The sequence below is a fragment of the Pseudomonas sp. BJa5 genome (assembly GCF_030272875.2).
In the GTDB taxonomy this organism is placed as follows: Bacteria; Pseudomonadota; Gammaproteobacteria; order Pseudomonadales; family Pseudomonadaceae; genus Aquipseudomonas.
Window position 1 is genome coordinate 1 of sequence record NZ_JALRNG020000069.1, and the last position, 14,529, is coordinate 14,529.

10 protein-coding genes are annotated in these 14,529 nt (G+C 65.9%); 8 read left to right on the forward strand and 2 right to left on the reverse strand.

Annotated features, from left to right (window positions below):
• Nucleotides 1-150 precede the first annotated feature (150 nt).
• Nucleotides 151-1,089 (reverse strand): LysR substrate-binding domain-containing protein, encoded by a 939-nt coding sequence (locus tag M2D63_RS25070; RefSeq protein ID WP_285865788.1) that lies wholly within the window; start codon nt 1,087-1,089, stop codon nt 151-153.
• A gap of 156 nt (nt 1,090-1,245) precedes the next feature.
• On the opposite strand from M2D63_RS25070, the gene M2D63_RS25075 reads away from it, so the two are divergent.
• From M2D63_RS25075 to hutH, 7 genes are all read left to right on the forward strand, one after another.
• Nucleotides 1,246-2,313, forward strand: coding sequence for an aromatic ring-hydroxylating dioxygenase subunit alpha (locus M2D63_RS25075; protein ID WP_285865789.1), 1,068 nt, complete (start codon nt 1,246-1,248; stop codon nt 2,311-2,313).
• Entirely contained in the window at nt 2,306-3,418 is a 1,113-nt protein-coding gene (locus tag M2D63_RS25080; protein ID WP_285865790.1) for an FAD-binding oxidoreductase, read from the forward strand. Before M2D63_RS25075 ends, M2D63_RS25080 begins: the two co-directional genes overlap by 8 nt.
• 75 nt (nt 3,419-3,493) lie before the next feature.
• Entirely contained in the window at nt 3,494-4,345 is an 852-nt protein-coding gene (locus M2D63_RS25085; RefSeq protein ID WP_285865791.1) for a transporter substrate-binding domain-containing protein, read from the forward strand.
• A gap of 98 nt (nt 4,346-4,443) precedes the next feature.
• Complete coding sequence (locus M2D63_RS25090; RefSeq protein WP_285865792.1) at nt 4,444-5,148, forward strand: ABC transporter permease; 705 nt, start codon at nt 4,444-4,446, stop codon at nt 5,146-5,148.
• 14 nt (nt 5,149-5,162) lie between these two features.
• Nucleotides 5,163-5,900 (forward strand): ABC transporter permease, encoded by a 738-nt coding sequence (locus tag M2D63_RS25095; RefSeq protein ID WP_285865793.1) that lies wholly within the window; start codon nt 5,163-5,165, stop codon nt 5,898-5,900.
• Between the two features lie 4 nt (nt 5,901-5,904).
• Nucleotides 5,905-6,681: an ABC transporter ATP-binding protein gene (locus tag M2D63_RS25100; protein ID WP_285865794.1), complete on the forward strand. Its 777-nt coding sequence runs from the start codon at nt 5,905-5,907 to the stop codon at nt 6,679-6,681.
• A 92-nt stretch (nt 6,682-6,773) separates the two neighbouring features.
• A complete protein-coding gene (hutH, locus tag M2D63_RS25105) occupies nt 6,774-8,321 on the forward strand; it encodes a histidine ammonia-lyase (protein WP_285865795.1) in 1,548 nt (515 codons plus the stop codon).
• A gap of 8 nt (nt 8,322-8,329) precedes the next feature.
• On the opposite strand, the gene M2D63_RS25110 is transcribed toward hutH, so the two are convergent.
• Nucleotides 8,330-10,033, reverse strand: coding sequence for a LuxR C-terminal-related transcriptional regulator (locus tag M2D63_RS25110; protein ID WP_285865796.1), 1,704 nt, complete (start codon nt 10,031-10,033; stop codon nt 8,330-8,332).
• Between the two features lie 158 nt (nt 10,034-10,191).
• On the opposite strand from M2D63_RS25110, the gene M2D63_RS25115 reads away from it, so the two are divergent.
• Nucleotides 10,192-14,373 carry an autotransporter outer membrane beta-barrel domain-containing protein gene (locus tag M2D63_RS25115; RefSeq protein WP_285865797.1) on the forward strand — a complete coding sequence of 1,394 codons (4,182 nt, stop codon included), beginning with the start codon at nt 10,192-10,194 and terminating at the stop codon, nt 14,371-14,373.
• The last annotated feature ends 156 nt before the right edge of the window (nt 14,374-14,529 follow it).

Consider the following 14,529-nt stretch of genomic DNA (forward strand, 5'->3'; position numbering starts at 1 on the left):
GTGTCATTTTGTTTTTTTTTTTGGTGGGGTTTTCCCCCTCTTTTTTTTTGGTTGTGTAAGAGCTGTGGGGGGCCCCCCCCCGCTCCTACAGGCCATATGTGGGCGCCGGCGAAGCCTGCGATCGGCCGTCAGGCCCACCAACCGATCAGTTCAAGGGTGTTCCGCGCCCCCCAGCAATGCATCCGTCACATCCTGCTGCCTGCGCCCCTGCTCGATCAGCCAGCGCTGGAAGGTACGGCACTGGCTGCGGTGGACGCTGGTGGGGTTCCAGGTCAGGTAGTAGGCCGCCGGCATCGGCAGGGCGAGGGCGCAGGGGATGACCAGCAGGCCCTGCTCGATGTCGCGGCTGATCATCGAATACTGCGCGAGCACAATGCCCTGGCCCTCGATGGCCGCCTGGATGGCCATGGAGGAGAGCGAGTAGATCCGGGTGTTGCTGACCGCAACCTCGCCCACACCCGCCTCGGCGAACCACTGCTCCCACGACGGCGGCGAGTCGAACTTCGGTCGCCAGTCGATGGTGATCAGCGGCTGTTCCAGCAACGCCTGCGGGGTCTGCTCACCCGCCAGCAACCCCGGGCTGCACGCCGGCACCACGCAGTCGCGAAACAGCTCGATGGTGTGCTGGTCGTCGTGCATGCCCTCGCCGTAGCTCAGGCGAAAATCGACGCCGTTGGCCTGGGCCTCCGACGGCTCGGTGTGGGTGCCGTCCAGGTAGACGCTCAACGCCGGATAGCCCGTCTGCCAGTCGGCCACCCGCGGCGCCAGCCACTTCGACAGCAGCGAGGGCAGGGCGCTGATGTACAGGTTGTTGGCGTTCTTCGAGCGTTCCAGTTCGGCATAGGCCGCGCGCAGGCGCTCGAAGGCCTGGCTGCAGCCTTCATGAAAGTGCTGGCCGGCAGCGTTCAGGCGCAGGCGCTGGCCTTCCTTGACCGTCAGGCTCAGGCCGACGGCTTCTTCCAGCAGCTTCATCTGCTGGCTGACCGCGCCTGCGGAAATGCCCAGGCGCCGGGCCGCCTGGCTGATGCCGCCACACAGGCCCACGGCCTCGAAGACTTCCAGTGCACGCAAGGGGGGAAGGTGACTCATGACAGGGCTCGCAGCGGCGGATGGAGTGCCTATTTGTAGTTTAGAAATACTTAACTAATCAACAGAAAAGCCCATCTATTCTTTTGTTCGACCCCGGCATAGGCTCTTCCTCAACAAGCCACACGCTTGGCATAACAACAAGAGGAGCTACACGCCATGTTCTTGAGAAACGCCTGGTACGCCGCCGCCTGGGACACCGAAGTGAAGCAGGCCCTGCATGCGACCACCCTGCTTGGCGAAGCCATCGTTCTCTACCGCAAGGCCGATGGCGTCGTCGTTGCCCTGGAAGATGCCTGCCCGCACCGCAAGCTGCCGCTGTCCATGGGCCGCTTGCATGGCGATGTGGTCGAGTGCGGTTACCACGGCCTGACCTTCGATGGCAGTGGCGCCTGCGTAAAGGCCGCGTGTGTGTCGCGTATCCCGCAAGCGGCGAAGGTGCGCAGCTACCCGGTGGCGGAACGCTATGGCCTGGTCTGGCTGTGGATGGGTGATGCGGCCCTGGCCGACCCGGCCAGGCTCCTCGACATTCCCGAGTGGAACGATCCGGCTTGGGGGGTGAACCGTGGCGACTCGATGACCATCGACTGCAACTACCTGTACATGACCGACAACCTGCTCGACCCGTCCCACGTCGCCTGGGTCCACCAGAGCAGCTTCGGCACCACGGCCTGTGAGTCCGAGCCGTTGCAGACCCTGGTCAACGACGATGGCGTGGTGGTCTCGCGCTGGCTGTACGACATCGAGGTAGCGCCGTTCTACCAGCAGTACCTGAAGTTCGCCGGCCGCGCTGATCGCCTGCAGTACTACGAGGTGCGCTACCCGGCCCACGCGATCATCAAGGGCATCCATTCCCCGGCGGGCACCGGCGGTGAAGGCGCCGCGGCGCATGAGCAGGCCTTCGTCATGGACTCCTACAACTTCATGACCCCGGTCGACGAGAACCGCACCCGTTACTACTGGTTCCAGCTGCGCAACTTCGACCCGGCCGACGAAGAAGTGTCGCGCCGCTTCGCCGTCGATGTGCGCCGGGCCTTCGAGGAAGACCGGGTGGTGCTCGCCGCCGTGCACGCCGGCATGAAGCACCGCCAGAGCGCCAACATTGATCTTGCCATCGACTCGGGACCGCTGCGCTTTCGCCGGGGCATGGAGCGCCTGATCCGCGAAGAACAGGACGCCGCCACCGCCCGCGCACTCAATACCATCGAGGTCAAGGCTCATGCTTGACGCCATTCCCGCCAGCAAGGGCTTCGCGCGCTTCCAGGTGACCGGCAAGGTGCGCGAAAGCGCCTCGATCACCTCGCTGGTGCTGGAGCCTGCCGCCCACACCGGACATGTCGAGTTCCGCCCGGGGCAGTTCATCGTCGTGCGCATCCCCCAGGCCGAAGGTGCCCAGGTGTTAAGGGCCTACAGCCTGTCCAGCGACCCGGATGACCATGCCCGATTGCGCATCTCGGTAAAGCACGAGCTGCCGCCAGCGCACTTGCCTGACCTGCCGGCCGGGCTGGGTTCGAGCTTTTTGCACGAGCGCGTGGAGGTAGGCGGGCAGTTGGAGGTCGCCGGTCCTTCCGGCACCTTCGTCCTGGATGAAAGCAGCGAACGGCCGGTGCTGTTGTTCAGCGGCGGCGTGGGCCTGACGCCGATGGTCAGCATGCTGCATCGCCTGGCGACCCGCTCGACGCGCCCGGTGTACTTCATCCATGCCTGCGAGAACGGCGCTGTGCATGCCTTGCGCGACGAGGTGCTGGCGCTGGCGGCCCGGCGTGCGGGGATCCATGTGCATTTCTGCTACCGCACGCCAACCCGGGATGACCTGGACAACGGCCACCACCACAGCAGCGGCCTGGTCAACCGGCAAACCCTGCAGGCGCTGCTGCCACTGGACGACTACGACGCCTACCTGTGCGGGCCACGGCCGTTCATGCAGGCCAACTGGCGCCTGCTGCGCAGCCTTGGCATCGACAAGGAGCGGATCCGCTACGAGTTTTTCGGTCCGGCCACGCTGCTGGACGAAGACAAGGACGAGGCACCCGCCGCACCAGCGCTACCGGCTCCCCAGGCCGACGCCGCGCTGACCGTGTGTTTCGAACCGGGCGGTCAGACCCTGGCCTGGGATGACGCCTGCCCCTCGCTGCTCGACTGCGCCGAACGCGCAGGCCTGACGCCGCCGTTCAGCTGCCGGGCCGGGCTGTGCAACGCCTGCCTGTCACCGCTGCTCAGCGGCACGGTGGAGTACCGCGAGCCGCCGCTGATGATGCCTGAGCCTGGCCAGGTGCTGTTGTGCTGCGCACGGCCGACCTCTGCGGTGGTCGTGGCGCTGGAAAACTCATAGTGGAGCACTGCCTATCGATGTGATGCCCTGACCTGATTTGCCTCGCGTGCCCTTTACGACATCGGAGAATAAAACATGAAGAACAAGAAAATCGCATTCGCCGCCTGCTCGCTACTGATGACCCTCGCCAGTGTTTCGCTGACCACCCAGGCCAAGGAGTGGCACAGCATCCAGATCGCCACCGAAGGCGTCTACGAACCCTGGAACCGCACACTGCCGGATGGCTCCTTCGACGGCTTCGAGCCGCAGATGGCCAAGGTGCTCTGCGAGCGCATGAAAATCGAGTGCAAACTCGTCGCCCAGGACTGGGACGGCCTGATTCCGGGCCTCAAGGCCGGCAAGTTCGATGTCATCATGGATGCCCTGGCGATCAGCGCCGAGCGGCGCAAGGTCATCGATTTCTCCCGCCCCTATACCGACGCCCCGGCCACCTTCATTGCCCAACAGTCCAGCGGCATCGACCTGGGCACAGGCAGCCTGGTGTTGCGCGGCGACCCGGCCCAGGACACCCCGGTCGTTGAAGACTTGCGCAACCGCCTCAAGGGCAAGTTGATCGGCATCGTCTCCGGCACTGTGTACAGCGGCTTCATCCGCGAGCAGTTCGGCCAGGTGGCGACCATTCGCGAATACAAGACCCCGCCGGAGCCGTTGATGGACCTGAAGAACGGCCGCGTCGACGTGGTGTTCGAAGACTACGGCTTTCTCGCCGGCGAACTGCAGCGCGCCGGCAGTAACGGCCTGGTGCTGGTGGGGCCGGCGATCAGCGGGCCGATCTGGGGTGAGGGCCAGGGCTTCGGCATCCGCCAGGGTGAGCCGGAGCTCAAGGCCAAACTGGACGCCGCGATCGCGTCGATGATCGCTGACGGCACCATCAGCGAACTGAGCCACAAATGGTTCCGGCACGACTTCACGCCGCCCAACCAATAACCGGCAGGACAGTCCGGCGTCATCGCTGACGCCGGGTGCTGACGCGACGGCCCGCTGCGGGCCGTGCGCTCACTGACATGTTTAGGGTGGGACACGACGTGATCGATCTGATTGGTTTTGGCGCCAACGGCTGGGGCAGTGTGCTGCTCATGGCGGCGCTGATGACAGTGCTGGTGACCGTGGCGGCGATGCTGGTAGGCGCCGTGCTCGGGGCCCTGGTGGCCGCGGCCAGGCTGCACCACAACGGGCTGCTGCGGATGATCGGCGAGACCTATACCACGGTGTTTCGTGGCATACCGGAACTGCTGGTGATCTACCTCTTCTATTACGGCGGCTCGGCGCTGGTGAGCAGTGTCGGCAAGCTGTTCGGAGCCGACGGTTTTATCAGCCTGCCGGCGTTCCTGGTCGGCGCCCTGGCGGTGGGGGTGGTGTCCGGCGCCTACCAGGCCGAGGTGTTCCGAGGGGCATTCCAGTCGGTGGCCCGTAGCGAGCTGGAGGCGGCCAGGGCCATCGGCATGCCGCTGATGCTGCGCTTTCGCAGGATCATCGCCCCGCAGATCCTGCGCTTCGCCTTGCCCGGCATGGGCGGCGTCTGGCAGATCAGCCTGAAGGACTCGGCGCTGATCTCGGTCACAGGGCTGGTCGAACTGATGCGCGCCAGCCGCGTGGCGGCCTCGTCCACCGGCCAGTTCGTGCTGTTCTTCGTCACCGGCTGCACGCTGTACCTGGTGCTGACGGGCTTCTCCAACCTGGTCTTCTCCCGCGCCGAACTGCGCGTGGGCCGAACCTTGCGCCGTAGCTGAACAGGGGACTGAGCATGACGATAGATACTGCATTTTTGTTCGACACCTTGCTGCAACTGCTGCGCGCCTTGCCGACGACCCTGCTGCTGTTCGCTGCCTCGGTCGCCCTCGGCACGCTGCTGGCACTGCTGATCGTGTGGCTGCGCACCTGCCAGGTGGCCGTGCTGCGGCACCTGGCGCGGGGCTACATCTTCTTGTTCCGCGGCTCGCCGCTGCTGATCCAGATGTTCCTGCTCTATTACGGGCTGAGCCAGTTCCCCGAGGTGCGCCAGAGCCCGTTCTGGCCGGTGCTGCGCGAGCCGCTCAGCTGTGCGGTGATCGCCTTGGCACTGTGCACCGCCGGCTACATGGCCGAGATCTTCCGCGGCGGCCTGCAGGCGGTGCCGGCGCAGCAGATCGAGGCCGCCAGGGCCGCGGGCATGTCCGGCGGGCTGCTGGCGCGGCGGATCATCATCCCCATCGCACTACGCAGCTGCCTGCCGGCCTATTCGACGGAAATCATCCTGATGATGAAGGCCACCTCGCTGGCGAGCCTGGTCACGGTCTATGAGGTGTCCGGCGTGGCCCAGCGGATCATCGCCGAGACCTACCGCACGCTTGAGGTGTTCCTCTGCGCCGCCCTGGTCTACCTGGTGCTGAACTTCCTGATCGTCCGCACGCTGACGCTGGTCGAGCGCAGGCTGTCGCCAAGGCAACCCGCCACCGCGAGTCCGACAACAAAAAAGTACGCATTGAGCGCACCAAGAGGGTAGTGGCATGGCTACAGGCAATGATCCGGTCCTGCAGGTAAAGCACCTGCGCAAGTCATTCGGCAACCTGGAGGTGCTCAAGGGCATCTCGCTGGAGGCCCACGAAGGGGATGTGGTGTCGATCCTCGGCGCCAGTGGCTCGGGCAAGAGTACCTTCCTGCGCTGCATCAACCTGCTGGAAACCCCCGATGCCGGCGAAATCCACGTCGCCGGCGAACAGCTGGCGCTCAAGCGCGGCGGCCAGCAAGGCCTGGTGGCGGCCGACCGGCGCCAGCTCGATCGCCTGCGCCCGCAGCTGGGCATGGTGTTCCAGAGCTTCGGCCTGTGGTCGCACATGACGGTGCTGCAGAACGTCATCGAAGGCCCGCTGCACGTGCAAAAGCGCCCCCGTACCGAGTGTATCGACGAGGCCGAGGCGCTGCTGGAGCGGGTCGGCATGGCCGACAAGCGCAATCACTACCCGGCCTTTCTCTCCGGTGGCCAGCAACAACGGGTGGCCATCGCCCGCACCCTGGCCATGCGCCCGCGGGTGATCCTGTTCGACGAGCCCACCTCGGCCCTCGACCCGGAGCTGGTCGGCGAAGTGCTCAAAGTCATGCGCTCGCTGGCCGAGGAGGGCCGCACCATGCTGGTGGTCACCCATGAAATGGGCTTTGCCCGCAATGTCTCGAACCGCGTGGTGTTCATGCACCAGGGCCTGATCGAGTCCCAGGGCACGCCGCAGGAAATGTTCGGCGAGCAGCATTGCGAGCGCTTCAGCCGGTTCATCCTCAGCCACGCCTGAGCACACCACCGACAACACTTTTTTTCGCCTGTTCTTCAACGGGACAGGCGATCTACGCCCTGAAAAACGTCAATAAGAGAGAGAGCACCGCAATGCCCATTCATCCGCAAGACATTCGCTCTGTTGTCCTGGACGACGCCAAGCCGTCCATCGAAGCCTTTATCGCGGTGGCCCGCTATGGCGCGAAGGTGAGTTTTTCCGACGCCTACCGCGCCCGGGTCGGCCGCTCGCGCCGGCTGGTCGAGCGCTTTCTCGACGAGAACCGCCTGGTCTACGGCGTGACCACCGGTTTTGGCGACAACGTCCGCCATGTCATCTCGCCCGAAGACGCCCAGACCCTGCAGGTCAACATCGTCCGTTCCCACGCCGTGTCGGTGGGCGAGCCGCTGAACCGCGAGCAGGTCCGCGCCGTGCAGTTGATGATCCTGGTCAGCCTGGGCAAGGGCTTCTCCGGGGTGCGCATGGAACTGCTCGAACAGATCGCCGGCCTGCTCAACAACGACGTGGTGCCGTTCGCTCCCGGCGAGGGCTCGGTGGGCTACCTGGGCCCTGAAGGCCACCTGGCGCTGGTGCTGATCGGCGAGGGCAAGGCCAGCGTCGCTGGCGGCGAGTGGATCGATGGCGCCAGTGCACTGCGCCAGGTCGGCATGCAGCCGATCACCCTGCAGTGCAAGGAAGGCCTGGCCATGCTCAACGGCACCACCTCGGTCACCGCCATCGCCACCCTGGCCCAGTACAACGCCAACCAGGCGGCCCGGGTCGCGGACGTTGCCGCGGCCCTGTCGCTGGAAGTGCTCAAGGGCACCATCCGCGCCTTCGATGCCCGCTACCACTCGGTCAAGGCCCATGCCGAGCAGGCGCAGACCGCGCGTACCATCAAGCGTCTGCTGAACGACAGTCAATTGATCGAAGACAACATCGACTACCGTCTGCAGGACACTTACAGCCTGCGCGCCATCCCACAGGTACACGGCGCCTCGAAGCAGTTCATTGCCTACGCCCAGGCCTGCATCGACAACGAGATCGGCTCGTCCGGCGACAACCCGGTGATCTACCCACTGAGCGACGAGGACGGCATCGCCATCTCCGGTGCCAACTTCGACGGCTCGTACATCGGCATGGCCGCCGACACCCTGTGCAACGCCATGACCAACCTGGCGAAGATCTCCGAGCGGCGCACCGATCGCATGGTCAACTCGCACTTCAGCGAAATGCCGGCGTTCCTGGTGCGCAACCCCGGGCTGAACAACGGCTACATGATCATCCAGTACACCGCAGCCGGCCTGCTCGGCGAGATGAAGGTGCTGTCCCATCCTTCGACCATCGACAGCGTGTCCACTTGCGGCAACCAGGAAGACCCGGTGAGCTTTGCCTTCAACGCGGCCATGAAGGCCTACCAGGTCTCGCGCAAGCTGGAGTCGGTGCTGGCCATCGAGCTGCTGGTCGGCTGCCAGGCCCTGGACTTCCACGAGGTGGACAAGGCCTCCAGTGCCACCCGCGCGCTGTACCAACTGGTGCGCAGCCGCGTGCCGGTGGCCGATGAAGACCGTGCCTTCTATCCCGACATCATCGCGGTCACCGAGCAACTGCGCTCGGGCCAGGTGCTGGCCACCGTCGACCAGGTGCTGGCCAATCAGTGAATGTGTCGTCAGGGGGAGGTGAGGGCTTGCGGCAGGTCAAGCTCAAGGCGCCAGGCCAGCGCTTCGCCATCCCCGCTGGCGACCGTCTGTGCGCTGGCCTGCAGCAGCAGTAACAGCCGCTGCAGGCTGGCATGGGCCCATTGCGCCGACGCATCGGCGAGGTCCGGCTCATGCCAGGGTGACAGTTCAAGGCACAGGCGCAGCAAGCCGCGTGGCTGCAGGTTGGTGGTCAACCGCAGGCTGATCCGGGGTGGCAGCGTGCCCAGGCGCAGGTAGCCGAACAGGCTCTCGAGCAACTGACGATAGTGGCGGGCATCGATCCAGGCGCTTTTCAGCGTGTGCAGGGCGGGCCCCAGGTCCAGCTGGCAGCCCTTGGCCTCCAGGTGCTGGCGCAAGGGGACAAGAATCCTTTCGGTCAGGGTACCGAGGTGGTGCGCCTCGGTAATGGTCTCTTGCCGGTGGGCATCCAGTGCCCACAACTCGTCGACCCTGACCAGGCATTGGCGCATGCTGTCGATCTGCCCTACCAACTGCTGCGCGCCCGCGCCATCGAGGCTTTGTTGCATGACCGCCAGCAGTGCCTGCAGCTCCTGGCTGATGGCGGCCAGGGTCGAGCTTTTCAGATGACTTTCGAAGCGTGCCTCGGCGCCTTCGTGACGCAATCTGGCCAGCATGCTGTCGCGCTCGGTGAGGTCACGCATGCCGCCGAGCATGGCCACCAGTTGCCCGGCCTCGTCGCGAAAGGGCGTACACCAGCCATACATGGCAGTCGGCACCCCCAGGTACTCGACGACCGCTTCGAAAATCACGGGTTCTTCCTGGCGCACTGATTGCTTGAAGCGCATCTGCGAGCGTACACGCACGTGTGGCGGCAACCACTTGGCTTGCTCCAGCGTGGTGCCACGAATGACTTCGAAGCTTTCGCCGACCAATGCCAGGTAGCGGCGGTTGCACATCAACAGCCGGCCTTCCAGGTCGCGTACGAACATCGGGTAGGGCGCCGCATCGAGCAGCCCGCGCAGCAGGCCGTATTCACGCAGCAATTGGGGATCGGTGGGCGCCCCCAACGTGCGGGCACCATCCTCGCCGGCCACCAGGCCGTGGCTGCGGGCTACTTCCAGCAACTGGAAGTCGTTGCCGACATTGAGCTTCTGGTGCAGGCGGGCCTTGTAGGTGCTGACAGTCTTGTAGCTCAGGCTCAACTGCTCGGCGATGTCCTTGTTGTTCAGGCCCTGGCTCAGCATCTGCAACACCGTGAGCTCGCGCCCGGACAGCTGGGCCAGCTCGCTGTCGACTTCGCTGCGCGGGCCCTGGGCCTCCTGGCGGGTGGCTTCGCGGGGGAAGTAGCTGCGCCCGTGGCTGACCGCCTGCACGGCTCGCTCGAGTTCGGCGACCGCATCGGTCTTGCAGACATAGGCGTCGGCGCCGGCCTGCAGCGAGCGGGCGGCGTACAGGCCGGCTTCCTGGACGCTGTAGACCAGCAACTTGAGCCCTGCATGGCTGGCCCGCAGCCGACGCAGCAGGTCCAGGCCGCCCAGGCGCGGCACCAGCAGTTCGAGGATCACCAGTTCCGGGTGCAGCTGGCGGCATTGCAGCAAGGCGTCCTGGCCATTGTCGACCTCGGCCAGGACCTGATGGCCCGCACGTTCGAGCACGGCGCGCAGGCCGTCGCGAACGATAGGCAGCTGATCCACGACCAGCACGGTGCTCATGGGCGTGTCCCGTTGCGTCCCTTTCCGTCCCCAAGCATAGACCAGGGGCCCGGGACGGGAATCACTCCTACAAGCGGGTGCAAGTTGCTCCGACATTCACGGTAAGCCCCCGCGCGCAGACTGCAGGCACTCCACTTCCAGTGCCTGCGAGGCCCTCCATGAACAGTTTCAAACGCATTCCCGCCCCTCATCCGAAGTTCCAGCGCACCTGCCTGGGCCGCACCATCGGCCTGCTGCTGGCCGGGGTGTTCAGCCTCAATGCCCTGGAGGCCGAGGCTGAGAACAACGCGGTCGACCCACCCGCTGAAGATTTCGACCCGCCCTCGACAGCGGCGGCCATCGTTGCGCCGTCTTACCTGGACGTCGCCCTGCAGGCCAGCACAGACGCCCCACGGGTGTTCGCCAGCCGCCTGCTGGGGGCGCCGGCGCCGATCATCGTCAATAGCGCCGACGGCATCGGCATTGCCAGCGCCGGCGCCCATGTCGACGCCAGCGTCAACCTGGGTGCGGCCCGCACCATCGGCGTGCTGGCCCAGGCGGGCAGCAGCGTGGGCTTCGAGCGCGGCAGCGTCAGCTCCAGCGCCTTGACCGCCACCAACGCCAGTGGCCAGACCGGCCTGCTGGCACGTGACAACAGTCAACTGAGCGGCACCGGGGTGAGCGTCAGCCTGGTGCCCAAGGCCAGCAACGGCACCGCCGTGACCGCCAGCAACCTGATCGGTGTTGCGGCCAGGACCGGCGGCCAGGTCAGCCTGCACGACAGCACAGTCACCCTGGGCGGTGGCGTCAACGGCCTGAGCAACCATGGCCTGGTGGCCAGTGGCGCCGGCAGCAGCATCGACTTTGCCGGTGGCAGCGTCAGTACTCTGTCCAAGGGCTCGATCGGCGCACTGGCCGAGGCCGGTGGCCATATCAGCCTGAGCCAGGGCAGTGCCATCAGCGTGACCGGCGCCAGCAGTTCCACCACCGCCAGTCATGGCCTTAAGGCCACAGGCAGTGGCAGCCGGATCGATGCCAGCGATATCAGCGTGGCCAGCAGCGGCGTTGCGGCCAGCGGTGCGCGGGCCGAGGATAGCGCGCACATCCAGCTCGATCGCAGCACCTTCACCAGCACCGGCGCCGCCACCAGTACCAGCAGCACCGCGGTGCTGCATGCCCAGGGCGGTGCCAGCATTGCCGCCGACGCGGTGCAGGCCGGCGCCACTGGCAACTACGTGGGCGGCGTACGTGCCGAAGGCAGCGACAGCCGGATCAGTTTCAGTAATGGCAGCCTGGAGGTGAAAGGCGCCGGCAGCGCCACCGACTACGCCTCGGCCGCGCGGGCCATGAACGGCGGGGCGATCAGCATCGAGGGCAGTGAGTTGTCGTCCCAGGGCACCTACAGCCACGGTGTTTCCGTCGAGGGCAGCGGCTCCCGGGCCGATGTCGACAGCAGCCGCATCGATGTCACCGGCAACCGTGCCCATGGCGTCTACGTCACCGCAGGTGCCAGCGCCGGGGTCAGCGACAGCCATATCAGCCTCGGTGCCGTCGCCGGTGCCGCCGGTCCCTGGGGCGTCGGTGCGCTGGTGGAGGGCAGTGGCTCGCACCTGCAACTGGACGACAGCGAAGTGCGCACCACCCAGAAAACCAGCTTTGGCGTACGGGCCCTTGCTGGCGCCCAGCTGACGATCAACAACGGCCTGATCGACACCCAGGGCAACTATTCGACGGGCCTGAGCGCCGGCAGCGCCACGGTGCTGGCGCGCAACCTGACGGTGCACACCTCGGGCAACGACAACGCCATGGGCGTGCTGGCCGACGCCGGTTCCACCATCGACCTGTTCGGCGGTTCGGTCACCACCACCGGCAATGGCTCGCCGGTGCCGTCCAACCTGACCTTTCCCCATGCCCTGGCGTCGCGCAATGCCGGCGCCCAGCTCAACGTTCACGGCACCAGTGTGCTGACCACCGGCAGCCAGGCCTACGGCGCGGCAGTGGACGACGGCGGCAGCATGCTGCTGGACGGTGTGTCGCTCCAGACCCAAGGGCAATACGCCATTGGCCTGTACGCCGGCATCGGCACCCTCAAGCCCGGCCAGGTGAGCCTGGTCGCCCGTAACGTCAGTGTCGAGACCTTGGGCGACCAGGCCGCCGGCGCCCTGGTCAGCCGCCGCTACCAGGCACCTGAAGCAACCCTGGAGCTGATCGACTCGACACTGACCACCCACGGCCAACTGTCCCACGGCCTGCAGGCGGAATCCGGCGCACGACTGAGTGCCAGCAACAGCGCGGTCAACACCCTGGGCACCGCCGCCCTGGGCGCCCTGGCCAACAACCGTGCCAGCGTCCTGCTCGACGGCGTCGGGGTGAACACCGCCGGCGACCTGGCCCATGCCGCCGTGGCCAAGAACGGCGGCGAGCTGCAGGCTGGTTCCAGCGTCATCAACGCCAGCGGCGGCCAGGCTTCGGCCCTGTACGTACAAGGCACCGAGGCCCTGGTGGGCAAGGCGCTCGTCGACAACAGCGTACTGCGCAACCGTGATGGCGCCACCATCGCCAGCGCCGGCGTGGCGGACATTAGCCTGGTCGACACCATCGTCGGTGGCAGCGGCCAGTGGCTGAACGTGGACAGCGCGGTGGCCAGCGATGGCAGCAGCATCCCCGATATGGGCACCGGCCAGTGGCAAGGGGTCGGCAACTCGCTGGCCGCCACCGGCCGGGCCACCCTCGACGTTTCCGGCTCGGTGCTCAGTGGCTCGGCACACACCGCCGAGGGCAGCAGCTCCACGGTGAGCCTGCATGACGCCAGCCTGTGGAACCTGACCGGCGAATCGAACCTTGGCAGTCTGAGCAACGACGCCAGCCTGATCGACTTCAGTGCGCCCCTGGGTGGCAACTTCAAGCACCTCACGGTCAACGACTACCATGGCGCCAACGGCACCCTGGCCCTGAACACCTACCTGTACAGCGACGGCTCGCCGTCGGACAAACTGGTGGTGGACGGTGGCAAGGCCGACGGCAGCAGCAACCTGTTGATCCGCAACGCCGGCGGCCCCGGCGCCCTGACCCAGGGCAACGGCATCCTGGTGGTCGATGCGCAACATGGCGCCACCACCGATCCCGAGGCTTTCCGCCTGCTCAACCGGGTCAAGGCCGGCCCTTACGAATACAACCTGTACCGCGCAAGCCTCGATGGCAGCAACGGCGAAGCCTGGTACCTGCGCTCGACCGTCGATGCGGCACCGGTTGACCCCGTCGATCCGGTTGATCCGGTAATCCCGGTCAATCCAGTCGATCCGCAAGATCCTGTCGCCCCGCTGGTTCCCGTGGTCGAGCAAGCGGTTGCCCCGGCTCGTCCGCAGGTGCCCAACTACCGTCCGGAAACCTCCCTGTACCGTGCCTTGCCATCGATGCTGCTGAACTACAGCCGGGCCATGGTCGATACCCTGCACGAGCGCGTCGGCGAAGAACGCCGGCTGGCCACTGACCCGCTGCCTGACCAGGCGCTGGAACAATACGGCCCGTCCCTGGGCTGGGGTCGCCTGATCCTGCGCAAGGGCGAGGACGAACTGGGCGAGGGCGCCCGCTACGACTACCGCCTGCAGGCCTTCCAGGTCGGTGCCGACCTCTATCGCAACGAAGACACCGACGGCAGCACCGACCAGGCCGGCCTGTCACTGAACGTTGGGCGCATTGCCGGCAGCGTCGACCACACCAACGGCAGCAGTGCCGGCGATGATCTGGTCCGCGCCTATGGCATCGGCGGCTACTGGACCCACTTCGGCCCCGAAGGCTGGTACCTCGATGGTGTGCTGCAGTTCAATCGCTTCGACATCAAGGCCAGCCCCAACGACATGGACGCGCTCAAGACCCGTGGCCGTGGGGTGACGGCTTCGCTGGAAGGCGGCTACCCGATGCACCTGAACAAGGACAAGACCCTGCACATCGAGCCGCAGGCCCAGGTGATCGTCACCAGGGTCAAGGTCGACGACAGCCATGATGACGCATCGGACGTGCGTTTCGAAGACGTCGACTCGCTCACCGGCCGCCTGGGTGTACGCATAGACAAGGACTGGTTCCGCGAAGACGCCAAGGGCAAGGTGCACCGCACCAATGTCTGGGTTCGCCCAAGCGTCTGGCATGAGTTCAAGGGCCAGGCCAAGACCGAGTTCTCCTCGGCCAATGGCTACATCCCCTTTGGCACGGACATGAGCGGCACCTGGGGCGAACTGAACCTGGGCGTCGACTACCAGGTCGATGAGCGCACCACGGTGACGGGCTCGCTCGGTTACCAGAAGGCATTCAACAAGGACAGCCGCAGCTATGAAGGCATGATCGGTATCAAGGTCAAGTTCTGAACGCAGGCCTGTGGGAGCTGGCGAAGCCTGCGATGGCCCGCACCGCGGGCCCAATAAAAAACCCCGCCGATTGGCGGGGTTTTTTACCCAGGGTTCAGCTTACGCTTGAACGACCGGGATGTTGGCGCTCGCCGCCGCTTCGCGGAACTCGGCGAT